The sequence below is a fragment of the Epibacterium sp. MM17-32 genome, assembly GCF_022348205.1.
Lineage (GTDB): Bacteria > Pseudomonadota > Alphaproteobacteria > Rhodobacterales > Rhodobacteraceae > Epibacterium.
Genome location: NZ_JAKRFC010000001.1, coordinates 493,463 through 516,525 on the forward strand (window position 1 = coordinate 493,463; position 23,063 = coordinate 516,525).

The 23,063-nt window shown below is 64.5% G+C and carries 17 protein-coding genes; 7 read left to right on the forward strand and 10 right to left on the reverse strand.

Annotation, left to right across the window (positions count from 1 at the left end; genetic code table 11):
* Positions 1–62: 62 nt before the first annotated feature.
* Positions 63–1,910, reverse strand: a complete 1,848-nt coding sequence (locus tag MHM88_RS02375; protein WP_239359574.1) for a glycosyltransferase — start codon at positions 1,908–1,910, stop codon at positions 63–65.
* A 290-nt stretch (positions 1,911–2,200) separates the two neighbouring features.
* Between MHM88_RS02375 and MHM88_RS02380 the strand changes: the two genes are divergently transcribed.
* Genes MHM88_RS02380 through mmsB form a run of 3 tightly spaced genes read left to right on the forward strand, consistent with a single transcriptional unit; the run spans position 2,201 to position 5,291 of the window.
* The gene (locus MHM88_RS02380; protein ID WP_239359579.1) at positions 2,201–3,346 is read left to right on the forward strand and encodes an acyl-CoA dehydrogenase family protein; all 1,146 of its coding nucleotides are present in this window, start codon (positions 2,201–2,203) and stop codon (positions 3,344–3,346) included.
* Between the two features lie 24 nt (positions 3,347–3,370).
* Positions 3,371–4,414, forward strand: coding sequence for an enoyl-CoA hydratase/isomerase family protein (locus tag MHM88_RS02385; RefSeq protein ID WP_239359587.1), 1,044 nt, complete (start codon positions 3,371–3,373; stop codon positions 4,412–4,414).
* A 4-nt stretch (positions 4,415–4,418) separates the two neighbouring features.
* Entirely contained in the window at positions 4,419–5,291 is an 873-nt protein-coding gene (mmsB, locus tag MHM88_RS02390) for a 3-hydroxyisobutyrate dehydrogenase (RefSeq protein ID WP_239359591.1), read from the forward strand.
* Positions 5,292–5,469: 178 nt separating this feature from the next.
* Here mmsB and MHM88_RS02395 read toward each other — a convergent pair whose 3' ends face one another.
* Positions 5,470–6,246, reverse strand: a complete 777-nt coding sequence (locus tag MHM88_RS02395) for a helix-turn-helix domain-containing protein (protein WP_239359593.1) — start codon at positions 6,244–6,246, stop codon at positions 5,470–5,472.
* A 135-nt stretch (positions 6,247–6,381) separates the two neighbouring features.
* Between MHM88_RS02395 and MHM88_RS02400 the strand changes: the two genes are divergently transcribed.
* Positions 6,382–6,825, forward strand: coding sequence for an excinuclease ABC subunit A (locus MHM88_RS02400; RefSeq protein WP_239359595.1), 444 nt, complete (start codon positions 6,382–6,384; stop codon positions 6,823–6,825).
* Here MHM88_RS02400 and MHM88_RS02405 read toward each other — a convergent pair.
* From MHM88_RS02405 to lpdA, 4 genes are all read right to left on the reverse strand, one after another.
* Positions 6,815–7,540 carry a head GIN domain-containing protein gene (locus MHM88_RS02405; RefSeq protein WP_239359597.1) on the reverse strand — a complete coding sequence of 242 codons (726 nt, stop codon included), beginning with the start codon at positions 7,538–7,540 and terminating at the stop codon, positions 6,815–6,817. The two genes, MHM88_RS02400 and MHM88_RS02405, sit on opposite strands and share 11 nt — an antisense overlap.
* A 144-nt stretch (positions 7,541–7,684) precedes the next feature.
* Entirely contained in the window at positions 7,685–10,576 is a 2,892-nt protein-coding gene (gene uvrA, locus MHM88_RS02410) for an excinuclease ABC subunit UvrA (RefSeq protein ID WP_239359601.1), read from the reverse strand.
* Positions 10,577–10,669: 93 nt separating this feature from the next.
* Positions 10,670–11,854, reverse strand: a complete 1,185-nt coding sequence (locus tag MHM88_RS02415) for an MFS transporter (RefSeq protein WP_239359603.1) — start codon at positions 11,852–11,854, stop codon at positions 10,670–10,672.
* 155 nt (positions 11,855–12,009) lie between these two features.
* Positions 12,010–13,404, reverse strand: coding sequence for a dihydrolipoyl dehydrogenase (gene lpdA / locus MHM88_RS02420; RefSeq protein WP_065321686.1), 1,395 nt, complete (start codon positions 13,402–13,404; stop codon positions 12,010–12,012).
* A gap of 319 nt (positions 13,405–13,723) precedes the next feature.
* On the opposite strand from lpdA, the gene MHM88_RS02425 reads away from it, so the two are divergent.
* A complete protein-coding gene (locus tag MHM88_RS02425; protein WP_239359613.1) occupies positions 13,724–14,182 on the forward strand; it encodes a pyridoxamine 5'-phosphate oxidase family protein in 459 nt (152 codons plus the stop codon).
* 123 nt (positions 14,183–14,305) lie between these two features.
* Here the strand turns inward: MHM88_RS02425 and MHM88_RS02430 are convergent, their stop codons facing one another.
* The 4 genes from MHM88_RS02430 to MHM88_RS02445 form a co-directional block, all read right to left on the reverse strand.
* On the reverse strand, positions 14,306–14,884 hold the full coding sequence (locus tag MHM88_RS02430; RefSeq protein ID WP_239319840.1) for a DUF924 family protein: 579 nt from the start codon (positions 14,882–14,884) through the stop codon (positions 14,306–14,308).
* Between the two features lie 148 nt (positions 14,885–15,032).
* Positions 15,033–16,307, reverse strand: a complete 1,275-nt coding sequence (locus tag MHM88_RS02435) for an MFS transporter (RefSeq protein ID WP_239359615.1) — start codon at positions 16,305–16,307, stop codon at positions 15,033–15,035.
* A gap of 304 nt (positions 16,308–16,611) precedes the next feature.
* Complete coding sequence (gene queA, locus MHM88_RS02440) at positions 16,612–17,661, reverse strand: tRNA preQ1(34) S-adenosylmethionine ribosyltransferase-isomerase QueA (RefSeq protein ID WP_239359617.1); 1,050 nt, start codon at positions 17,659–17,661, stop codon at positions 16,612–16,614.
* An 85-nt stretch (positions 17,662–17,746) separates the two neighbouring features.
* Complete coding sequence (locus MHM88_RS02445) at positions 17,747–21,166, reverse strand: AsmA-like C-terminal region-containing protein (protein ID WP_305037625.1); 3,420 nt, start codon at positions 21,164–21,166, stop codon at positions 17,747–17,749.
* A 61-nt stretch (positions 21,167–21,227) separates the two neighbouring features.
* Between MHM88_RS02445 and MHM88_RS02455 the strand changes: the two genes are divergently transcribed.
* Positions 21,228–21,689, forward strand: coding sequence for a peroxiredoxin (locus MHM88_RS02455; protein WP_239359619.1), 462 nt, complete (start codon positions 21,228–21,230; stop codon positions 21,687–21,689).
* Between the two features lie 423 nt (positions 21,690–22,112).
* Positions 22,113–22,955 carry a ferritin-like domain-containing protein gene (locus MHM88_RS02460; protein WP_239359621.1) on the forward strand — a complete coding sequence of 281 codons (843 nt, stop codon included), beginning with the start codon at positions 22,113–22,115 and terminating at the stop codon, positions 22,953–22,955.
* Positions 22,956–23,063 lie beyond the last annotated feature (108 nt).

Consider the following 23,063-nt stretch of genomic DNA (forward strand, 5'->3'; position numbering starts at 1 on the left):
CCGCGCCCCCAGAGGGACGCGGCTGTTTTACGTTTGAGGAAGAACCGCGGCCCCGGCCCGGATCAGGCCGACAGGCCCATATGGCGCGGGCCGTTGCCGTCGAGGTAGTTCTGGAACGCCTTTTCCAGCAGCTGCTCGAAGTCCCTTGTGTACCCGCTGGTATCAAACAGCGGCGCGCCGGAGTGACTCTCCGCGATCCGCGCCTTGATGTCGGCGTGATAGTCCGGGTCCTGCGCCACGCGCAGCGCCACATCGTGGTATTTCTTCTCGGTGCTGGTCACCAGATCCGACAGCCCGGCGGCGGTCAGGACACTGCCGGCCACCCGTGCGGCGAACTGTTCGCCGGTCTTGGTCACAACCGGCAGCCCGGCCCAGAGCGCGTCACTGGCGGTGGTGTGGGCGTTGACGTTGAACGTATCCAGGAACAGATCCGCAAACCGCAGGCGCGCCAGGTGCTCTTCCGGCTGCAACCGGCCGGCGGTGATGATGCGGGCGCCATCGACGCCGCGGCTCTCTGCCTCCTTGCGGATCACGTCGCTGGCCTCGTTCTTGGAGGTATAGAACCACAGCACGCTGTCGGGCACCTCCTTCAGCAGGTTCATCCAGATGTCGAATTCGCGCGGCGTGACCTTGTAGGGGTTGTTGAAGGAGGAGAACACAAACCCCTCGGCCGGCAACCCATAGGTGGCGCGGCTGGCATAGCTGGTGGCGATATAGCGGTTCTCGTCGTTGGGCTGGTAGCAATGCGGCATGTACAGGATATGCTCGCTGTAGTGCTTGCGCAGATGCGACGGGATGGTGATGCGGTCGGCCACCATATAATCCATGGATTTCAGGCCGGTGGTGCCCGGATAGCCCAGATAGGCGACCTGGACCGGCGCCACGCGGTCGTTGAAAATATCGAGCCGGCCGCCCTCGGTATAGCCCTTCAGGTCGACGCCGATGTCGATCCCATCCGCACGCGCCAGATCCACCAGCTCCGTGGTATCCATGGCCCGCACGTCATAGAACTGATCGGCGTTCCTGCGCGCCCGCTGGTGTTCGTGGTCGTGCCGCTTGGAGCCATAGTCGTAGATGAAGATCTCGAAACGCTCGCGGTCATGCCGCTCCAGCAAGCCCGCCATCAGGTGCATGGTCGCGTGGTTGTAGAAGTCGTTGGAGAAATACCCGATCCGGATCTTCTGCTCTCTGGGCCGTGCAGCCACCGGCTTCCAGGCTTTCACCGGGTTGCGGTGCTTGGCACGCACATGCGCCTCGGAGCGCAGCCGCTGGAACGACCCGTCATCGCAGAGCGACAGGAAGGCAAAGGGATCGGAGACCACCCGTTTGTCGTTGAACGCCTTCAGGTAGTTCGGCAACTTCTCGAACTCGTCCCAACGCAGCCGGTGCGCCTTCATGTGCATCATCCGGGACAGCGCGATATAGTTCTTGGGGTCGAATTTGACCGCGATCTGGAAATAGTCGATCGCCTCGTCATAGCGCTGCATCCGCATCAGGAGCGTGCCGATCAGACCGTAGTGGCCGCCATTGGTCGGCTCCAGCTTCACCGCCCTCATGAAGCACGCCAGCGCATCGACCAGGCGCTGCATGTCCTTCATCAGCACTTCGCCCAGTTGCGCGTGCAGGGTGGCGTTGTTCTCGTCCAGCGAGATCGCCTGGCGCAGCAGCGTTTCCGCGCGCTGGTTGTGGTGTTTCAGGATTTCGGCCCGCGCCCGTTTCAGCAGTTTCTTCGCGCTGTCCTGGGGTTTGTCCCCCGGCGCGATACCGTTGCGCAGCCCGTTCTTCATCTCATAGGCGAATTTCGCCCGTTCCTGCGACTTGATGGAGGTGGCGAACTTCTCGAATTCCGGGAACTCCGGCTTCCCGTTCAGGGTCACGGCGAGTTTGCTGGTTTGACTGGGCTGCGACACGGTGATCACACTCCTTCTGAAACTGCGTTTGGTGCCCTCTCCTTCTGGAACATAGGCACGCTTTGCCGAAAGTTGTGCCAATGAGATGTTAAAAAATCCCTCAAATCCGCTGAGAATTCTTGCAAATCATCCCGCCGCGCCCGCCGCAGCGACGCGTCTGCCGCAGCAATGCAAGACCGGCTTGCAGATCCGCAGGTTGCAGTCGCGCCCGGTCACGCGTATTAAATAAACAGTTGTTCAATTCCTGCCAGCCCCAGCGCGGGCGCCGGCAGCAAGGGGGAGGAGAGCCCATGGACTTCGCAATGACAGAAGAGCAGACCGCCATCTTTGATATGGCCCATGGATTTGCACAGGAGCATATCGCGTCCTTTGCCCGTCAATGGGAATCGGAGGGCACCATCCCCAAGGATCTGTGGCCCAAGGTGGGCGAGCTGGGATTCGGGGCGCTTTATGTCAGCGAGGAGTCTGGCGGCTCCGGCCTGTCGCGGCTTGATGCAACCTTGGTGTTTGAGGCCCTGTCGATGGCCTGCCCTTCGGTGGCGGCGTTTCTGTCGATCCACAACATGTGCGCCAAGATGCTGGACATGTTCGCCAGCGACGAGTTGAAGGCGCGCGTCATGCCCGACGTCCTGAGCCTCAACACGGTGCTGAGCTACTGCCTAACCGAGCCCGGCTCCGGCTCCGATGCGGCGGCGCTGAAAACCCGCGCCACGCGCGATGATGAGGGCTATGTGCTCAATGGCACCAAGGCGTTCATCTCCGGCGGTGGCTATTCCGATGCCTATGTCTGCATGGTGCGCACCGGCGAGGACGGCCCCAAGGGGATCTCCACCCTCTATGTCGAGGATGGCACCCCGGGTCTGTCCTTTGGCGGGCTTGAGGACAAGATGGGCTGGAAGAGCCAGCCGACCGCGCAGGTGCAATTCGACGACTGCCGCGTGCCTGCCGGCAACCTGGTCGGCGAAGAGGGCCACGGGTTCAAATACGCGATGAAAGGTCTCGATGGCGGCCGCCTGAACATCGCCGCCTGCTCGCTCGGCGCGGCACAGACCGGCCTCAGCGCCACGCTGCAATATATGTCCGAGCGCAAGGCGTTTGGGAAATCCATCGACCAGTTCCAGGGGCTGCAATTCCGCCTTGCCGACATGGAGATCGAATTGCAGGCCGCACGCACCTTCCTGCGTCAGGCGGCGTGGAAGCTCGATCAGGGCGAACCCGATGCCTCCAAGTTCTGTGCCATGGCCAAGAAATTTGTCACCGAGACCGGATCGAAGGTTGTGGACCAATGCCTGCAATTGCACGGTGGCTATGGCTATCTCGCCGACTACGGTATCGAGAAACTGGTCCGCGACCTGCGCGTGCACCAGATCCTCGAAGGCACCAATGAAATCATGCGCGTGATCGTCGCCCGCCACCTGCTGGCGGAAAACCACTAAGCTCCGGGAGGGGAAACAGCCGCCATGAGCGACATCCATATCCGCATCGAAGGCCGCGCGGGCCGGATCACCCTGACCCGCGAAAAGGCGCTGAATGCGCTGTCCTATGACATGTGCCTTGCGATCGATGCGGCACTCAGGGACTGGGCCACCGACGACAGCGTCGCGCTGGTGATCCTTGATGCTGCGGGCGACAAGGCGTTCTGTGCCGGCGGCGACATTGCCGAACTCTACGAGACCGGCACCAAGGGCGATTTTGCCTATGGCCGCAATTTCTGGCGCGACGAATACCGCATGAACGCGCGTATTTTCGAGTATCCCAAACCGGTGGTCAGCTTCCTGCAGGGCTTTACCATGGGAGGCGGTGTCGGCATCGGCTGTCACGGCACCCATCGCATCGTCTGCGAAAGCTCCAAGATCTCGATGCCGGAATGCGGCATCGGGCTGGTGCCCGACGTGGGCGGCTCCCTGCTGCTGGCGCTGGCGCCGGGGCGGCTCGGCGAATACCTCGGCACCACCGGGCACCGGATGGGCGCTGCGGATGCGATCCTTGCCGGCTTTGCCGACCATTTCATCCCGCAGGCGCAATGGCCCGGCCTGATCGCCGACCTGCAACGCACCGGCGATCTGAACCTGCTGGCACAAATGGCTGAAACACCCCCCGAGGGGCAGCTCGAGGCCATGCGCGCAGAGATCGACGCCTGTTTTGCGGGCGAAACGCTCGCCGACATCCTCACCGTTCTGACGGCGCGGGACGACGCGTTTGCCCGCAGCACGCTCAAGACTCTGTCGCGCCATGCACCGCTGTCGCTGGCCTGCACGGTGGAGATGGTTCACCGCCTGCGCGCCACCAATACCACCATGCGCCGCGCCCTGGACCTGGAATACCGGTTCACCCATCGCGCGATGGAACAGGGCGACTTGCTGGAAGGGGTGCGCGCCCTCATCATCGACAAGGACAAATCGCCCAAGTGGCAATATGCAGAGGCCCCGGTGCCCGCGGTGGCCGTCAGCCAGATGCTGATGCCGCTGGGCCCGGATGCGCTGACCTTTGAGGAGGAGGAGTGAACAGATGAAGATCGGATTTATCGGACTGGGCAACATGGGCGGCCCGATGGCGGCAAACCTGGCCAAGGCCGGGCATGAGGTCACCGGCTTCGACATGGCGGAGGTCAGCGTCGACGGTGTCACCCTGGCCGACAGCGCCGCCGCCGCCGCGACGGGCGCGGATGTGGTCATCACCATGCTGCCCAACGGCGACATCCTGCGCCATGTGGCGGCAGAGATCATCCCCGCGATGGCGGCGGGCGCAGCCTTTGTCGACTGCTCCACCGTCGATGTGGACAGCGCCCGCGCCGTGGCGGAACAGGCCCATGACGCCGGGCTTCTGGCGGTGGACGCGCCGGTGTCCGGCGGCATCGGTGGCGCCGCGGGGGGCACGCTGACCTTCATGGCCGGCGGATCCGCCGAGGCCTTTGCCAAGGCGGAACCGCTGTTTGACATCATGGGCCAGAAGGCGGTGCATTGCGGCGAGGCCGGCGCCGGTCAGGCCGCCAAGATCTGCAACAACATGATCCTCGGCGTCACCATGATCGCCACCTGCGAGGCCTTTGCCCTGGCCGACAAACTTGGCCTCGACCGGCAGAAGATGTTCGATGTGGTCTCCACCTCCTCGGGCTACAGCTGGTCGATGAATGCCTATTGCCCGGCGCCGGGCGTCGGCCCGCAATCGCCTGCGGACAATGGCTACCAGCCCGGTTTTGCCGCCGATCTGATGCTGAAGGACCTGCGCCTCAGCCAACAGGCCGCCCACAGCGCCGACGCCGATACCCCGATGGGCAAACTGGCCGAGGCGCTCTACACCGCCTTTGTCGAGCAGGAGGATGGCACCGGCAAGGATTTCTCCGCCATGCTGCCGCGCTTTGAAGGCCGCAACCGCAGCTGACCGAGGCCACCGGAAGGGGTCGCCCCCCGACAGATCCGACAGATCCGCGACCTGCGGGCCTGTCGCCCGCTGCACCAGCATGTCCCTGAACGACGGCGTGCAGCGCCCCGCCTGGATCAGGATATGGCCGGGCGGGATCGCCACCTGTGTGACATGCGGCGACAGATCAGCGCTAACGTCAATTTTGCGCATCCGTCAGTGCAATCAGCGCCGCGCGCGTGGGCTCATCCGCCGGGAACAGGCATTCGATTTTCAACTCCGACAGGGCGATGTCCTCCACCGTGCCAAATTGCGAAATGGCCGAGAAGAACGACAACTCCTGACCGCCCAGCCGATAGCGGGCGGGGATGACCGGCGGCAGCCCCTCTGCCGCTCCCGTATCCGGGGCCGCCGCCACATGTGCCTCCAGCGTGCGGATCGCGTCTTCGAGCACCGGTTCGCGGCCAAAATGAGCAAGCTCGCTGCGCAGACGATGCAGGGTCAGGCGCTCGATTTCCGCCAGGTTGATCAGGCTGTCCCGCAGCCGCTGGTTCTGCATCAGCTCCGACAGCATATCGGCCCCCTCGCCCAGGCCCACCGGCGCCAGCAGGCTCCGGGCCGGGGTGTTGAGCGCACAGATCCGCCAATGGCGATCCAGGGCCATCGCCGGATAGGGCGCATGCCGGGTCAGCATCCAGTCCACCGCATCCCGCAGTGGCGCCATCTCCGCATCCGTCAGGCGGCGTGTGCCATAGGCCGGCGCCAGCCCCGCCGCCTGCAACAGCGTGTTGACGCCCGCCTGGGGCACCGCCAGCTCTGCCGCCAATCGCAGCACCATGGCGCGGCTGGGGCGGGCGCGCCCGGTTTCCAGAAACGACAGGTGCCGGGCGGACACGCCAGCCGCCATGGCCAGATCCAGCTGGCTGCGACGCCGGATCTGGCGCCAGTCTTTCAACGCTGCGCCGAACGTGCCCATCCGATATGCCCCTTTTGCGGTCGACTGCCGTTGTGGCAGGTTTTGATCGCGCACACACTTACCTCATAGGTAATTGAAATGCAGCGCTGCGCCTGCGCATGTGGTGGCGAACTGTCCCGCCACCGGAGATCCGCCATGTCCCCCGATCACGCTGCCCGAGTCCTGAAAACCGCCGCGGTGCTGACGCTGCTGTTTGGCCTTACCCTCATCCTGGCGCCGCATGTCGCGCTGCTGCGTCCGATCGGACGCCTGTTTGTCGATCTGGCGTTCCTGACATCGGATCAGGCGCCCGACCTGGGGCCGCCGGTTGCGCATCTGATGTTTGCGATTTCGGGCGGGCTGATGGTCGGGCTTGCGGTGCTGATCTGGCAGGTCACCGCGCTGATCCATCCCCGCGATCCGGTGCTGGCGCGGCGGCTTCTGATCCCGGCCCTGCTGGGCTGGTATGTGACCGATTGCTTTGGCTCCGCCCTGTCGGGGGCGGTGTTCAACCTGGTGATGAACAGCGCCTTTCTTGCGCTGTTCCTTGTGCCGCTGCTGCTGGCCCGCCCCGCCGCGCGCCCGCAGGTCAGCCCTTGATCCGCACCGAGCCGCCAACCGAATGGCTAACGTCCTGCGTCGCCGGCTTGCCCTCGACCGAAATATCGCCGCCGCTCGACGCCTTGGCGCGCAATTGGCCGGTCGCGGTCAGATCCACATCCGCCCCGCTGGAGGCAGAGGCGCGGACCGTCTTGCAGTGCAAGTCCTCCGCGTCGATATCGCCGCCGCTTGAGGCGGTGACATCCAGATTCACGCAGCGCCCCGACACCTCCAGATCGCCGCCGGAACTGGCCTCCAGATAGACCTGCGCCGCATCCAGATCCGAGATCTGCAACCGGCTGCCGCTGTTGACGTCGAATTCGACCTCTTGCGCCACCGCTCCGGTCACCTCGGCGATGGCGCCTTCGTGCACCGACAGGCTGCGCAGTTCCGGCAGATGCACCGTCACCCGCAGTGGCCCGTCCAGCAGCCCGCCCATCGGCGACCAGCGATCGGTGCGATCAATCGCCAGCACCTGGCCGTCCTGCGTGATATGCAAGCGATCGGTGCCGGTCAGGCCCGAGGCCTCCGCCGTGACCAGATAGCGCTCCGCCCCGGACACCACGGACAGCTCGATCCCCTCGGACAGCTGGATGGTGTGGAACGCCTCGAACCCGAACGCGCTTTGCTCCGCCTGGACCATGGCGCTGGCCCCGATATAGGCGCCCCCCGCGATGGCGATGGACCCCAACGCGGCAATGACCCTCGATGACATGGTGGCACCCTCACATGTTTGTCCCGTTCACTGACACGTGATGTTAAGAGGGATAACATTCAAGAGGCGCGAGTGGGATTTTCTGCCCACCCAACCAAAGGTCGTGCGCCCCGCCTGCGCTGCACCGGGGCCGATGGGCGCCGCTTACTCCGCGGCGACCTTTTTCTTCGGCTTCGCCGCCAACATCGGTTTCAGATAATGGCCGGTGTAGCTGCGCGGCTCTTCGGCGACCTTTTCCGGCGTCCCGGCGGCCACGATTTCACCACCGCCATCGCCGCCCTCGGGGCCGATGTCGATGATCCAGTCGGCGGTCTTGATGACGTCGAGGTTATGTTCGATCACCACCACAGAATTTCCCTGCTCCACCAGTTCATGCAGCACTTCCAACAGCTTGCGCACATCCTCGAAATGCAGACCCGTGGTCGGCTCATCAAGAATATAGAGCGTCCGACCGGTTGAGCGCTTCGCCAATTCCTTGGACAGCTTCACCCGCTGCGCCTCACCGCCCGAGAGCGTCGTGGCCTGCTGGCCCACCTTGATATAGCCAAGACCCACCCGCATCAGCGCGTCCATCTTGTCGCGGATCGTCGGCACGGCGGCAAAGAACTCCTGCGCGTCTTCCACCGTCATATCCAGCACGTCGGCAATGCTCTTGCCCTTGAACTTGATCTCCAGCGTTTCACGGTTGTAGCGCGCACCCTGACAGGTCTCGCAGGTGACATAGACGTCGGGCAGGAAATGCATCTCGACCTTCAGCACCCCGTCACCCTGACAGGCCTCGCAGCGCCCGCCCTTCACATTAAAGGAAAACCGCCCCGGTTTATACCCGCGCGCCTTGGCTTCGGGCAGACCGGCAAACCAGTCGCGGATCGGGGTGAAGGCCCCGGTATAGGTCGCAGGGTTCGAGCGTGGCGTGCGCCCGATAGGGCGCTGGTCGATGTCGATCACCTTGTCCAGATGCTCCAGCCCCTTGATCGTCTCGCAAGGCGCAGGCGTCTGGCGCGCCCCGTTAAGGCGCATGGAGGCGGTCTTGAACAGCGTTTCAATGGTCAGGGTGGATTTGCCGCCGCCGGACACGCCGGTGACGCAGACAAATTTCCCAAGCGGGAATTCGGCGGTGACGTTTTTCAGGTTGTTGCCGGTGGCCTTGACCACCTTGATCTTCTTCTTGTTGCCCTTGCGCCGGGTGGTGGGCACCGCGATTTCGCGCGTTCCGGCCAAATACTGACCGGTGACCGAACCCGCATCGCCCTCGACCGCGGCGGGCGTGCCGTGGCTGACGACCTGCCCGCCATGCACCCCGGCACCGGGACCGATGTCAAAGACGTAATCGGCCTGACGGATCATATCCTCGTCATGTTCGACCACGATCACCGTATTGCCCTGATCGCGCAGGTTCTTGAGCGTGGTGATCAGCCGGTCGTTGTCGCGCTGGTGCAGACCGATGGACGGCTCATCCAGCACATAAAGCACCCCCGTGAGGCCAGAGCCGATCTGGCTCGCGAGACGAATGCGCTGGCTTTCCCCGCCCGAGAGCGTGCCCGCGTTGCGCGAGAGGGTCAGATACTCCAGCCCGACATTGTTGAGGAAGCCGAGACGCTCGCGGATTTCTTTGACGATGGCGCGGGCGATCTCTTGTTTTTGCGCGGTGAGGTGGCTCGGCACCTCTTCGATCCACGCCAGCGCCTCGCGGATGGATTTCTCCACCACCTGACCGATGTGCAGACGATGCTCGGCGGGGCCTCCAGCCGGGCCGATTTTGACCGCCAGCGCCTCTTCGCGCAGACGATACCCGCCGCAATGGCCGCAATCACGGTTGTTCTGGTAGCGCTCGAACTCCTCGCGCACCCAGTTGGAATCCGTCTCGCGGTAGCGGCGCTCCATATTGGGGATCACGCCCTCAAAGACGCGGGTCACATTGTAGACGCGCCCCCCCTCGTCGTAGCGAAAGGCGATTTCCTCATCGCCGGAGCCATGCAGGAACACCTGTTTCACATGCGCGGGCAGATCCTTCCACGGCGTGTTCTTGTCGAACTCATAGTGGTTGGCGATCGCCTCGATGGTCTGCAGGAAATAAGGCGATTTGCCCTTGCGCCAGGGCGCCAGCGCCCCGTCATAGACCATGAGGCTCTGATCCGGCACCACGAGGCGTTCGTCAAAGAACAGCTCCACGCCCAGACCGTCACAATGGGGACAGGCCCCAAAGGGCGCGTTAAAGGAAAACAGCCGTGGCTCGATCTCGGGGATGGTGAAGCCACTGACAGGACAGGCAAAATTCTCGGAAAACGTGATCCGCTCCGGGTCGCCCTCACGCGGAGCGGTCTCAAGAATGGCAATCCCATCGGCCAGATCCAGCGCGGTGCGCAAGCTGTCCGCCAGCCGCGTCTCGATGCCTTCCTTCACCACCAGCCGGTCCACCACCACGTCGATGTCATGGCGGAACTTCTTGTCGAGCGTCGGCGGCGTATCAAGGTCGTGGAACTCCCCATCCACCTTGACGCGCTGGAACCCCTGCTTCCTCAGTTCCAGCATCTCTTTCTTATACTCGCCCTTGCGATCCCGCACGATGGGCGCCAGCAGATAGCCGCGCGTGCCCTCCTCCAGCGTCATGATCCGGTCGACCATATCCTGCACCTGCTGCGCCTCAATGGGCTGACCGGTGGCGGGGCTGTAGGGCGTGCCCGCGCGGGCAAACAACAGTCGCAGATAGTCGTAAATCTCGGTGACGGTGCCGACGGTGGAGCGCGGGTTTTTCGACGTGGTCTTCTGCTCGATGGAGATCGCGGGCGAAAGGCCCGAGATATGATCCACATCCGGCTTTTCCATCATATCGAGGAACTGGCGCGCGTAGGCGCTGAGGGATTCAACGTAGCGGCGCTGCCCCTCGGCATAGATGGTGTCAAACGCAAGGCTCGATTTGCCCGAGCCAGACAGGCCGGTAATCACCACCAGTTCATCGCGCGGAATGTCCACGTCGATGTTCTTGAGATTGTGCTCGCGCGCGCCGCGCACCTCGATATTCTTCAACTCAGCCATATCGCCCCCAAACTTTGCAATACACATAGGTGAGCCGCCCCGAGTCTCCAAGAGAAAAAGCGGAACAGACAGGGAACGGTGTGCGCTGTGCTGTCAGAAACTGTCAGCGGCCCAGCGGCGGCGCTGAGAAGCGAGGCTTTGATGCACCACCGCGCCACAGAAAAGCAGCAGCGCCACCGTCAGCATCAATGCGCCGTAGCCCCCAAATGCGATCACCGCGACAAACAGCGGCGTGCCGATGGCATTGCCCAGATTGCCCGCCTGCGCCATGGCGCCATTGGCCTCTGATTGCGCGGCGGCGATGTCATTGAGCTGCGGCACGGCGGCAAAGCTTGCGCCCTGCACCAGCCCGAACCCCACCGCCAGCGCCATACAGGCCAGCCAATGCCCCGGCATGGCCCAAAGCCACAGCATCGCCGCCGCGCCGATCAGAAATCCCATCTGCACCACGGCCACGCCGGGTATCTGCCGCAGCAGCAGTGCGCCGATTGTCATCGACACCGCAATAGAGACCAGCGGCATCGCGCCCATCACATGCAGGCGGATGCTCTCGTCGACGAAGGGCGGCAGCACCGTCAGCACCGCCACAAAACAGCAGGTGTAAAACAGCCACCCCGCCGCAGGTGCGGTTTTGTAAGGCGAGCGATAGATGTTGAGGTGCAGCGCGGGCAAGGCGCTAAGGTCCGGATAGCGCGTGCGCGCAGGCACTGGCACATCGCGCAACGCCAGATGCAGGATCACCGCCAGCACCGCCATGATCGCCGCATGCACGCCAAACAGCGTCAGCACGCCATAGGCATCGACCAGCGGCAGCCCGGCCCAGCTGAGGATCGCAAAGGCCACACCAAAAAAGGTGCTCCAGATCGTCAGCGCCAATCCGCGCGCCGGGCCATGTGCCAGGATTGCCATCAAGGTCGGCGCAGCGACGACCACACCCAGATGCGAGATCCCCTCGACCACCCGCGTCAGCAGGAACGCGCCAAAGGGCAGATGCAGCGCTTGAAGCGCCGACATCAGCGATCCAAGCAGGAGCGAACAGACCAGCGTGCGCCGATACCCAAAGGCCGAGACAAACAGCCCTGCCACCACGCCAAAGACGATCCCCAGCACACCGACCAGCGATACCGTCCAGCCCATCACCGCACCCACATCGGGATAAAGCGCGGGCAGTCGGTCAAAGGTCACGGCGATCTTGCCGTATTGCGCCGCGGCACCGAGGCCCGCAGCCCAGATCAGCAGCACCATGACCCAATTTGCCCCACGCCCCTGCTGCTGCATCCCGTCGCCCTCGCCCGCTGAAAATCAGCCGCCACCCTATGCCTGCGCCCGCCGGGACGCCAGACAACAGGACAGCTATTTTGTACCCACACAAAGCGCATGAAAAAGGCCGGGCATGAGACCCGGCCTCTCATCACTTAGTTGCGATGCGCAGATCAGATGTGGATCACCCGGTCAAAGGCATCCAGCACGCTTTCATGCATCATCTCCGACAGGGTCGGATGCGGGAAGACGGTGTTCATCAGGTCTTCTTCGGTGGTTTCCAACTGACGCCCGACCACATAGCCCTGGATCAGCTCGGTGACTTCGGCACCCACCATATGCGCGCCCAACAGCTCTCCGGTTTTCTCGTCGAACACGGTCTTCACCATGCCCTCGGCCTCGCCCAAGGCAATCGCCTTGCCGTTGCCGATAAAGGGGAAACGACCCACTTTGACCTTGTAGCCCAGCTCCTTGGCCTTGGCTTCGGTATAGCCGACCGAGGCCACCTGCGGGTGACAATAGGTACAGCCCGCGATGCTCTCGGGTTTCACCGGATGGGCGTGCTTGCCAGCGATCAGCTCGGCCACCATCACGCCTTCATGAGAGGCCTTATGCGCCAGCCACGGCGCGCCGGCGATATCGCCAATGGCATAGACGCCGTCGATACCGGTGCGGCAGTATTCATCGGTGATGACATGGGTACGGTCGATCTTGACGCCCAGTTCCTCCAGCCCGAGGCCCTCGGTATTGCCGACGATGCCGACCGCAGAAATCACCGTGTCAAACTCGTGTTTCTCGACCTTGCCGCCCACCTCGATATGGGCGGTGACCTTGCCGGAGGCACGATCAAGCTGTTTGACCATCGCCTTTTGCATGATCTTCATGCCTTGTTTCTCGAACGCCTTCTTGGCGAATTTCGAGATTTCCTCGTCCTCCACCGGCAAGACGCGATCCATCACCTCGACCACGGTCGTGTCCGACCCCAAGGTGTTGTAGAAGCTGGCAAATTCGATGCCGATGGCGCCGGAACCGATGACCAGCAGCTTTTTCGGCATCCGCTTGGGGTCGAGCGCGTGCTTATAGGTCCAGACCAGATCGCCATCGGCCTCCAGCCCCGGCAGTTCCCGCGCCCGTGCGCCGGTGGCGACGATGATGTTCTTGCCGGTCAGCTCCTCGGTGCCCTTGTCGGTTTTGACCGAGACCTTGCCCTTGGCGGGGATTGTCGCCGCGCCCATGACCACATCGATCTTGTGCTTTTTCAGCAGACCTTTGACGCCCGCCGAGAGTTGCTTGGCCACACCGCGCGAGCGTTTCACCACCGCGTTCAGATCGTAGCCGATGTTCTCGGCCTTGAGGCCAAAATCCTTCGCGCGCTCCATCAGGTGGAACACCTCTGACGACCGCAACAGCGCCTTGGTGGGGATGCAGCCCCAGTTCAGGCAGATGCCGCCCAGGTGTTCGCGCTCGACCACGCAGGTCTTCAGACCGAGCTGCGCGGCCCGGATTGCGGCGACATAGCCACCGGGGCCTGCGCCGATTACGATCACGTCATAGGATGCTGCGGCCATTGTGTTCCCTCATGAACAAAGATCCAAAACTAGTTTACCGTTAAACTAATTTTCCGCGCGCTGCAACAACCGAAGCCGCCCCGTCCGGACGCGGCGCGGAGGATCGCGCAAAACCGCCCCGACCCTAACAAGCGCTGACAGGTGGGCAACAGAAAAATCCCCGACCGGCGCATCTGCTCCGTCGCTTGGCCAGGCGGGGCTCTTCCCCGGTGCCGGGGCGTCGCAAGACGGACCCAGCCGGTCGCGGGCGGTGCTTGGTGCGCGCGATCCTGGCGCCTAGGCTGAGGGGATCAGATAGGTTCAAACACAGGTGACCGCCATGACCCGAGATTTCAAGGAAGCAGAACACGCCGTCCTGTGCTGGCTGGCCACGGTGGGGGCTGACAATCGCCCCAATGTCTCGCCCAAGGAAATCTACGCCGATCTGGACCCGGACCGGCTGGTCATCGCTGACATCGCCTCGGGTGGCAACGTGCGCAACATCCGCGCCAATCCGGCGGTCTGCGTCAGCCTGATCGACGTGTTCCTTCAACGCGGGCACAAGATCGGGGGCACGGCAGAGGTCCTCGCCCCCGAGGCGCCTGGCTTTGCCGAACTGGCGGCGCCCTTGCTGGCGATGACCGGCGACGCATTTCCGATCCGTCATGTGATCTCGGTCAGTGTCACCCGCCGCACGCCGATCCTGGCGCCGAGTTACCTGTTCCATCCCGACCGCAGCGAAGCCGAGCTGCGCGCGGATGCCCATCGCACCTATGGGGTGCGCCCCCTGTCGGAGTGACCCGCCGCCAAGAGGCACTGTGGCCCGGCCCCCGGCCATGACGGCAGGCGCCGCACAAAAAAGGCCCCGCCAATCTGGCAGGGCCCTGGGACGTCGCGCGGCACTCTGCGGTCGCGGTACGTGTCAGGCCATGGCCTGCATGTCGCGCACGGTGGAGCCATAGCCCCCGGCGCTGACGTAATCCAGTTCCGGCGCGGTGCTGGGGCGATGCAGCGCCTCGTTGCGATAGGGAAAGCGGCCAAACAGGCGGATCACTTCGCGATGCGCGCGGGCATGCAGCAGGTTTTCGGCGCCGGTCTTCTCCAGTCGCTCGTGGATCAGCCGCACGCAGCGCTCCTGATCGCACAGGCTCTCGGAATGCATCATCGGCAGGTAGAAGAACTGGCGCGCCGGTTCGTCGATCTTGAGATCCCACTTGCGGTCCACAGCCGCCTTGGCCGCAGCCAGCGCCGCCTGATCGGAGGAGAACGCCTTGCCCTCGCCCCGGAACATGTTGCGCGGGAACTGGTCCATCAGGATGATATAGGCCAGCGCGCCGCTGGGATAGGTCAGCCAGAACGAGTAGCTGCCCTCGCAGGCCTTGGTCCAGCTGTCCTCGAACCGCTCGCGGATCTGTGCATCCAGCGCGTCGTCTTGGCGATACCAGCCCTGCTCGCCGACATCGTCGAGCCAGAATTCCAGTATCTCTTCAGGGCGTGCCATTGGTCTTTCTCCACCGGCTGTAAAAATAACGTAACACCCCATGATGAGCCTGATTCACCGGTCGAGCACAAGTGACGTTAGGTTACAAATACGACCTTCAGAGTCACTTTTGTGATCTGAAGGCCGCATTTTGGGCATGGTGGCGCTATCAGCCTGTGGAAGCGGCGTTTTCTTGCTCTTCCAGCTCGGTTTCGATGGCGTACTCCTGGGCGAACTCGACCGCGACCGAGGTCGCCGTCGGGCTCATCACCGGCATCACGCCGGTCTCTTCGACCGGGACGGTTGCCCGCTGCGTCGAGCGGTAGGCGGCATAGAACACCAGCGCGCCCAGCAGCACCGCCATGAACAGGAAGAAGCCGTTGGGGCCGATCACCGAATCCGACATCAGCCAACCGATGATGAGCGGGCCGGAGGATGCGCCCAGACCGTTGATGAACACCAGCCCGCCGGAGGCCGCCGCCATGTCGTCATGCTCCAGGTAGTCGTTGGTATGCGCCAGCAGCAGCGAGTAGAGCGGATTGACCAGCCCGCCGATGACAAAGGCCGATGTCAGCAGCAACATAAACGAGCCGCCGAGGATCATCGCCATGATCGAGGCCGCGCTGGCGGTGCCGGCGACAAAGATGATCAGCACCCGGCGTTCCATCCGGTCCGAGATCCAGCCCAGCGGGAATTGCAGGAACAGCGCGCCGACAAAGAAGCTCGCCGTGAACATGGAGATCTGATAGGTCTCCAGCCCCACCGAGGTGGCGTAAACCGCCGCCATGCCGAACTGGGCCGAGAACACGCCGCCCAGCAGGAACATGCCGACACAGCCCAGCGGCGAGGCCTCCATCAACTCGCGCAGGGTCATCCGCTTGGCGGTGTCAAAGGCCGGGGTCGGCGAGATCGACAGCAGAATCGGGGCAAAGGAGATCGAAACCGCGATCGAGGCGATGACAAAGGGCAGATAGCCCGCCGGATCGCCGATCAGGATGAAGCCCTGCGCCGCCACCAGCCCCAGCGTCATCACCACCATATAGAGCGAGAGCGCCTTGCCCCGGTTCTGGTTGTCGGCGGCATTGTTGAGCCAGCTTTCGGCGGTCACATACACGCCCGAGAAGCAGAACCCCACCACGATCCGGCCAATGATCCAGACGATCGGGTTGGGGATCGCCGGATAGATCACCATCACCGCCGAAATCAGCGAGGCCAGCGCGGCAAACACCCGCACATGGCCGACGCGGCGGATCATGCCCGGCGCCATCCAGGACCCGATCAGCAGGCCCACGAAGTAGCCCGCGACGATCAGGGACATCATGAATTCGCTATAGCCCTCGATGTCCCCCCGCACCCCCAGGAGCGTCCCCTGAAGGCCGTTGCCCAGCATGAGCAATCCGATACCCAGCAGCAGCGCCCAGGCGCTCGACAGAACTTGAAACATGTCGTTTCGTCTCCTTCGGTCTTTGTCAGGAGCCCGCCGGCACAGCGCCGGACGAGAGAGATTGTTAGGCAACCCCGGCACGCGGCCATCAGGCGGGGCAATCGAAAAATGCGGCGCGATCGGCGCCGCAAAGGGTCAGTTATGATCCGTTTTGACGCGCCATGGCCCGGCAAATCCGACTCGCACTTGTCTTGTGGCGACCTTCCCACAGTGACCGGACCGGTCAACCCCCCGCCTGCCCTGTCTGTGGCCGGCTGTGGTGGGGCGGATCACCGGAACGGGCCCGCGGGCCCTCGCGCGCAGCCTAGGGGATCAGCAGCGAGGCATCGCCGTAGGAAAAGAACCGATAGCGCTCGGTCACCGCATGGGCATAGACCCGCCGCATCCGTTCCTGCCCCATCAGCGCCGAGACCAGCATCAGCAGCGTCGACTTCGGCAGGTGGAAATTGGTCATCAGCGCATCGGTCACATGGAAGGTGAAGCCGGGGTAGATAAAGATATCGGTCTCCCCCTCCCAAGGCGCGATCGCGCCGCTGTCGCGCGCCGCGCTCTCGATCAGCCGCAGCGCCGTGGTGCCGACCGGGATCACCCGCTTGCCCGCGGCCTTGGTGGCGGCGATCTCGGCGGCGGCCTGTTTGGTCACCTGCCCCCATTCGGCGTGCATCTTGTGGGTGGTGACGTCCTCGACCTTGACCGGCAGGAAGGTGCCCGCGCCCACATGCAGGGTGACATAGGTGAAATCCACGCCCCTCGCCGCCAGCGCCGTCAGCAGTGCCTCGTCGAAATGCAGGCTCGCCGTCGGAGCGGCAACGGCACCGGAGCTGCGCGCCCAGACGGTCTGGTAATCGGTCTTGTCCTGCTCGTCGGCAGCGCGCTTGGCGGCGATATAGGGCGGCAGCGGCATCGCCCCGGCCTCTGCCAGCGCGGCGTCGAAATCCTCGCCCACGAGATTGAAGCGCAACCGGCCCTGGCCGTCGACCACCTCGACCAGCTCGGCCGACAGCCGATCGCCAAAGCGCACAACCTCGCCCGGCTTGATCTTCTTCAGCGGCTTCAGCAGCGCCGCCCAGCAGCCATCCGCCTGCGGCTCCAACAAGGTGACCTCGATCCGCGCCGACACCGGGCCTTGTGCCGAGTCGCGGTGGCGCTGACCGCTCAGCCGCGCCGGGATCACCTTGGTGTCATTCAGCACCAGCCGGTCGCCGGGCGCGATCCATTGCAGCAGGTCGGTGACCCGTGCATCGGTGATCCGGTCCTGTTGCGCCACCAGCAGCCGTGCCGAAGAGCGCGGCGACGCAGGGCGCGTGGCGATCAGCTCTTCGGGCAGGTCAAAGTCAAAATCACTCAGTTTCATGACCGGCGCGATACTGCGCGCCCGCGGGAAAGTCCATGCTCCACAGCCGCGCCGGGCGCGGTTTTTGCGCGGGTGCGACGGGCGCCTAGCGGTTCTCGTTGCGGCGCTTGCGTTCCTGGCGCAATTCCTCGGCCGAGACCTCGGGTTCCAGCGGTGCTTCGCCCGGCGCAGTGGGCTGGGCGCCGCGAAACACTTCGCGCAGGAAGCCCGGCGCAATCCCCGACAGCGGGTTGACCGACACCCGGGGATCGTCGGCCTCGCCCTTCAGCGTGAAGGAAAAGCCAAACAGCCCTTCTCCCTTGCGGGTGAGCACGCTTCCGATGGCGTTGACCATGTAGATCGGCGAGAGCACGCCGCGCATGTTCATGCGGCTGGTGGCGAGATCATAGACCCCGTCGAGCGACAGGCCGATCGAGGGGCCCACCGCAGAAGAGCTGTTGAGCGTCAGATAGCGCGAGCCGAGGCGGAAATCGGCCTCCACCGAAGTGAACAGGATGCCCTGCCCCGACAATTCGTCAAACAGCCCCACCAGGCTGAGCGAGTTGATCAGCGCGGCGATCGCCGGGGCGCGTTTGATGCGGATGTTACTGACCCGCACCTGGCCGTTGTAGGCGCCGGATTGCTGCGCCGGGATCAGCGTCATCTCAAAACTGCCGCCATAGCCATGGCGCATCACCCCCGCGGCGCGAAACACGCCTCCGGCATCCTCCGAACGCACGCGCATCGCCATGCCGCCTGCCTGCGGCACCACCACGCCCTCGACCGGGGTCAGCGTGTTGAGATTGCCGGTAAAGGCGCCGTTGAAGCCACCCCGGGTGTCGAACCGGCCCTGGAACCGGGACAGCGAGATCTCATCCGTCACCTGCAACCGGTCCAGCGCCAGCGTCATCGGCGTATCACCCCCCGATCCGCCACCGCTGCCCCCGGAACCGCTGTTGAACGGCGCCCGGCGCAGGTCGATCCGGCCGCCGGTCATCGCCAGCGCCGGCGGCGCGCCCGCGCGTCCGGTCAGCGTCACCGGCCCCTGCAACCAGTCTCCCAACGTGACCGAGGAGAACTCCGCCCGGTCAAGCCCGCCCGCCGCATTCACCGTCATCCGGCCCTCGGCCCGCAGTCCCGCCGCCTGCAGCCGCAGGTTCTCCACCGACGGGGTGTCGTCCAGCACGGTCGAGAACGCCAACAGCCCCGCCGCGCCGTCCGGTTTGGACCAGGCCAGCTCCGGCAGGCGCAAGCCGATGCCCTGAAGGTTGCTCTCCACCGCCACTTGCACCGGCGCACCGGGGGGCAGTGTCACGGTGAAACCGGCACTGCCACGGCCGCGCAGCATCCCCTCCGGCAGGCCGATCTCCAGCGCCTCCAGCGTTTCGGAGGACAGTTCCATCTCGCCGGTAATGGTGCCGTCGGGCGGGTTTCCGGGCCGCAGCCCCTGATGCCAGCGCGCGGTGATCGGCACCCCGGAAAATTGCCCGGGTCCGGACACCTCCACATGGGTGTTGTCACCGGAGATCGCCAGCTCTGCCGCCGCCACCGCATGACCGGGCACCAGAACGGTGCTGCGCACGTCACGCAGCCGCCCGGCATAGTGATACTCCACCTGCGCCACATCGACGTTTTTCTTCAGGGGCATCGCGGCGGTGGCATTGACCTCGACACGGCCCTCGCCCAGCTCCACCGGCAGCCCGATATTGTCGAGCACGGTCAGCGGTTCGCGATTGAGCAGCGACAGCACCGCCTGCGCATTGCCCCTGGCCTGCGCGCGCAGGATCCCGAGGCTGTCATCGCCCTTCTGCGCGGTGTCGGGAATGATGAAGGACGATCCGGCCAGATCCATCCGCCCGCCCTGGCGCGCGGTGACCCAGCCCTCGGTCGCGGTGGCCACCAGCCGGTTGCCATAGATGCTGAGCTGACCCGACGCCTGTTCCAGTTCCGGGTAGAACTTGTTGAACCGCACGCGCCCCTGCTCGAAGCCGAGATCCACCGCGATAAAGGGTTTTTCCGCATCCCGCCCGCGCAACGCAAACTGGGCGTCATGGATGTCGCCGGACAGAACGTTTTCGACAAACCATTGCCGGGGTTTGGGCGGGGCCGATGGCGGCCACATCTGCTTGACCATCTCCACGCCAAAGCGATCCGCCGTGCCCTGAAGGTCATAGTTCCAGCCCTTGTCACCCGCCCTCACATCTCCGTTCAGCAACAGGTCCGTCTCGCCCTGCTGCACCAGCATTTCCCCCAGCCGCAGGCGGAAGGGTGCCAGCTCCATCAGGAAATCGGCCCGCACACCGGAAAAGGACAGCGGCTCCGGATACAGCCGCAGCGGGTTGATCTTCATGTCGCTGAATTGCAGCTGGCCCACCAGTTCCGTCAGCTGGCCATCGCGGACCCCGACCAGCTCGGCCCGGCCCTCCATCTGCCCGCTGACCCAGCCGCTCTCGACCGACAGGCGGGAGAATTGCAGTTCCTGCGTCTGCGGGGTGAAGGTGAAGAAGCTCTGCGCCGACTGGATCGGAACCGGTTTCAGCGTCTCGCTGGGCTGGATCACCCCGGTGCCGATTTCAAGGCTGGCCTGCAACGGCAGCAGGCTGCCCTCGCTGTCGACCGCCCCCCGCAGCGCACCGGAAATCGGCGCGCGCAGCACATCGAGCCAGCCGAACGCCGGGCTTTGGCTCGCCACATCGGCGCTGGGCACCTGATCGACCACAACCGCGAATTCCGCTGCCGTATCCCCAATGTCGGAGCGATAGTTCGCCTCTACCGTACTGGCATATTCCCGCCCGCTCAGAATGGAGAACCCGGCCTCGATGTCGACACTGTCACCGGAACGCGACAACAGGATGGTGCCGCCATCCAGCGTCCAGGCCCGGTCGATCCGCCGATCCACATAGCTGAGGGTCACCGCCTGGGTCTCGACCCGGGTGAGTGCGGACAGGATCGGCAATTCCAGCTGCCGGTCCCAGGCGTCGATCAGCTGCGGCAGGTTGCGGGCCTGGCGAAACGGGGTCGCGGCATCGGAGAAACTGACCGCAACGGCGCCGCCACTGTCGCGTTGCAGGGTGGCAAACAGGCCCGAGAGCGAAATCACCTTGGGCCGCACCTGCCCGCGCAGCAAGGGCCGCATCGCCAGCGCCGCCTGCGCGTCCTCGAGCTGCAGCGCCGGGCTGCCATCGGGATAATACAGCGTGACATCGCTGAGCGACAGCCGCGGCCGCCAGCCCCGGCGCACCACCAACTCGATGGTGCCAAATTCGATCTGCAACCCGCCCAGCTGCGCCTCGATCCGCGCCTCGGCCTCCGCCCGCAGCCACTCCGGCGCGCCGATGCGGCGATCCAGCAGCCAGGTCGTCGCCACCGCCACCAGCGCCAACGCCAGCACCAGCCAGGCCAGGCCGCCCCGCAGACGCCGCAACAGGCGCCGGCGCCGCGCCTGCTTTTGATCAGCCGGCGTTGCAAATTGCGGCAGCTCCTCCTGCGGCGGTGCGACGATCTCTGGTTTCTCTTCGCCTGACATGATCTATGTTTGGCTCGTACCCGCTTTGCAGCTTGAACGACACCCTATGGAGACCCAAAACATGCTCGAACCCTCTGACCTTGCCCCGGCCTTCACCCTGCCCCGTGATGGCGGCGGCGAAGTCTCCCTTGCGGACCTGAAGGGCCAGGCCGTTGTCCTGTTTTTCTATCCCCGCGATGATACGCCGGGATGCACCAAGGAATCCATCGGATTCTCCGAGCATCTGCCGGCCTTTGCCGATGCCGGTGCCGCGGTGTTCGGCATTTCCCGGGATACGGTGGCCAAACACGACAAATTCGTCGCCAAACACGGGCTGACCGTGCCGCTCCTGTCCGATGCCGACAGCACCATGTGCGAGGACTATGGCGTCTGGGTGGAAAAGAACATGTACGGCCGCAAGAGCATGGGCATCGAACGCTCGACCTTCCTCATCGACGGCGACGGAAAAATCGCCCGCATCTGGCGCAAGGTCAAAGTGCCCGGCCACGTCGAAGATGTGCTGGAGGCGGTCAAAGCCCTGTAATCCCCCACAGCGGGCGCAGGGGAGGCTCCCGCCCCTTTTGCGGTGCGGCAAAGCCACCCCCAAAAGCGTTGGGCCGGGCGGGGCCGCGCCGCAGGCGCGGCCCCGCCCTCCCGCGATTTGCACAGCAAAGCGCAAAACCTCCAGCCCCCGAAGCCCGATGTTTCGCTCCGGAGCCGCCCGTCACCTGCCTCTGTCACGCCACGGCCAGGGCTGAGACGCAAGAAAAATCGCAGAGGGCCCCCGCCCGATGGGTGGGGAGACGGCTATTTCCCTGCGGGGCGGACCTGGCGGTGGCAGGGGGCAGATCAGGTGAGGGGCAGATCCGGAGCGCTTTCGCTCTGGTGAACCCTGATCCCTTTCACGGCCGCACCGCCACACGTGCCACGCCCCGTGCCATTTCCACGACGCCAAACCGACGGACCCATGACCCACACCCCCCTCACCCTCGCCCAGATGGCCACCGACGTGCTCACTTGCGCCGACGGGCGCGCCAAGACTGCCCTGTCGCATAAATACGCCGGCGCATGGCGCGCCGCCCGCGCCGGCGACGCCCCCGAGATCGCCGTTGGCAGCGCCACCCCGCCCCTGCATCCGGCCCGCCCCGCGGAACCCGAGCTGCTGCACCCCCGCGACGTGCCAAAGCGCAAACCCGGCACCCCGCAGGGCCGGATCGCGCTCTTGCATGCGGTCGCACACATCGAACTCAACGCCGTCGACCTGCACTGGGACATCATCGCCCGCTTCACCCATATCCCGATGCCGCTTGGGTTCTACGATGACTGGGTGAAATCCGCGGATGAGGAAGCCAAGCATTTCAACCTGATGTGCGATTGCCTGGAAAGCCTTGGCAGCCACTACGGCGCCCTGCCCGCCCATGCCGGCATGTGGCGCGCCGCCGAGGATACCGTGGACGATCTGATGGGCCGTCTGGCCGTGGTGCCGATGGTGCTGGAAGCCCGCGGGCTCGATGTGACCCCGGGCATGATCGAGATCTTCCGCAAGGCGGGTGTGCAACAGGCGCTCGACGCGCTCGAGATCATCTACGCCGAGGAGGTCGGCCATGTGGCCTATGGCGCCAAATGGTTCAATTTCCTCTGCGGGCGCGACAACCTCGACCCAAAGGCCGAATTCCACGCATTGGTGCAGAAATATTTCCACGGCGCGCTCAAACCGCCCTTCAACGAGGAAAAACGCGCCGACGCGGGCCTGCCGCCGGATTTCTACTGGCCGCTCGCGGATGGGGAAGCACCGGCCTACGCGCGCTGACACGACGGCATCGCGCCATCCCCGGCCCTGCGACCGCCCCGAACAACCCAGACAACCCGGACAACCCGCAAAAGAAGAATCACCGCCGCAGCAATATCGCAATGCGCG

Excerpts from the sequence above, each read along its gene's own strand:
- MHM88_RS02455 (WP_239359619.1), top strand. The coding sequence starts at position 21,228 with ATGCTCGAACCCTCTGACCTTGCCCCGGCCTTCACCCTGCCCCGTGAT.
- MHM88_RS02425 (WP_239359613.1), top strand. The coding sequence starts at position 13,724 with ATGACCCGAGATTTCAAGGAAGCAGAACACGCCGTCCTGTGCTGGCTG.
- uvrA (WP_239359601.1), bottom strand. The coding sequence starts at position 10,576 with ATGGCTGAGTTGAAGAATATCGAGGTGCGCGGCGCGCGCGAGCACAAT.
- MHM88_RS02460 (WP_239359621.1), top strand. The coding sequence starts at position 22,113 with ATGACCCACACCCCCCTCACCCTCGCCCAGATGGCCACCGACGTGCTC.
- MHM88_RS02445 (WP_305037625.1), bottom strand. The coding sequence starts at position 21,166 with ATGTCAGGCGAAGAGAAACCAGAGATCGTCGCACCGCCGCAGGAGGAG.
- lpdA (WP_065321686.1), bottom strand. The coding sequence starts at position 13,404 with ATGGCCGCAGCATCCTATGACGTGATCGTAATCGGCGCAGGCCCCGGT.
- MHM88_RS02400 (WP_239359595.1), top strand. The coding sequence starts at position 6,382 with ATGTCCCCCGATCACGCTGCCCGAGTCCTGAAAACCGCCGCGGTGCTG.
- queA (WP_239359617.1), bottom strand. The coding sequence starts at position 17,661 with ATGAAACTGAGTGATTTTGACTTTGACCTGCCCGAAGAGCTGATCGCC.
- MHM88_RS02405 (WP_239359597.1), bottom strand. The coding sequence starts at position 7,540 with ATGTCATCGAGGGTCATTGCCGCGTTGGGGTCCATCGCCATCGCGGGG.
- mmsB (WP_239359591.1), top strand. The coding sequence starts at position 4,419 with ATGAAGATCGGATTTATCGGACTGGGCAACATGGGCGGCCCGATGGCG.
- MHM88_RS02415 (WP_239359603.1), bottom strand. The coding sequence starts at position 11,854 with ATGCAGCAGCAGGGGCGTGGGGCAAATTGGGTCATGGTGCTGCTGATC.
- MHM88_RS02430 (WP_239319840.1), bottom strand. The coding sequence starts at position 14,884 with ATGGCACGCCCTGAAGAGATACTGGAATTCTGGCTCGACGATGTCGGC.
- MHM88_RS02395 (WP_239359593.1), bottom strand. The coding sequence starts at position 6,246 with ATGGGCACGTTCGGCGCAGCGTTGAAAGACTGGCGCCAGATCCGGCGT.
- MHM88_RS02380 (WP_239359579.1), top strand. The coding sequence starts at position 2,201 with ATGGACTTCGCAATGACAGAAGAGCAGACCGCCATCTTTGATATGGCC.
- MHM88_RS02435 (WP_239359615.1), bottom strand. The coding sequence starts at position 16,307 with ATGTTTCAAGTTCTGTCGAGCGCCTGGGCGCTGCTGCTGGGTATCGGA.
- MHM88_RS02385 (WP_239359587.1), top strand. The coding sequence starts at position 3,371 with ATGAGCGACATCCATATCCGCATCGAAGGCCGCGCGGGCCGGATCACC.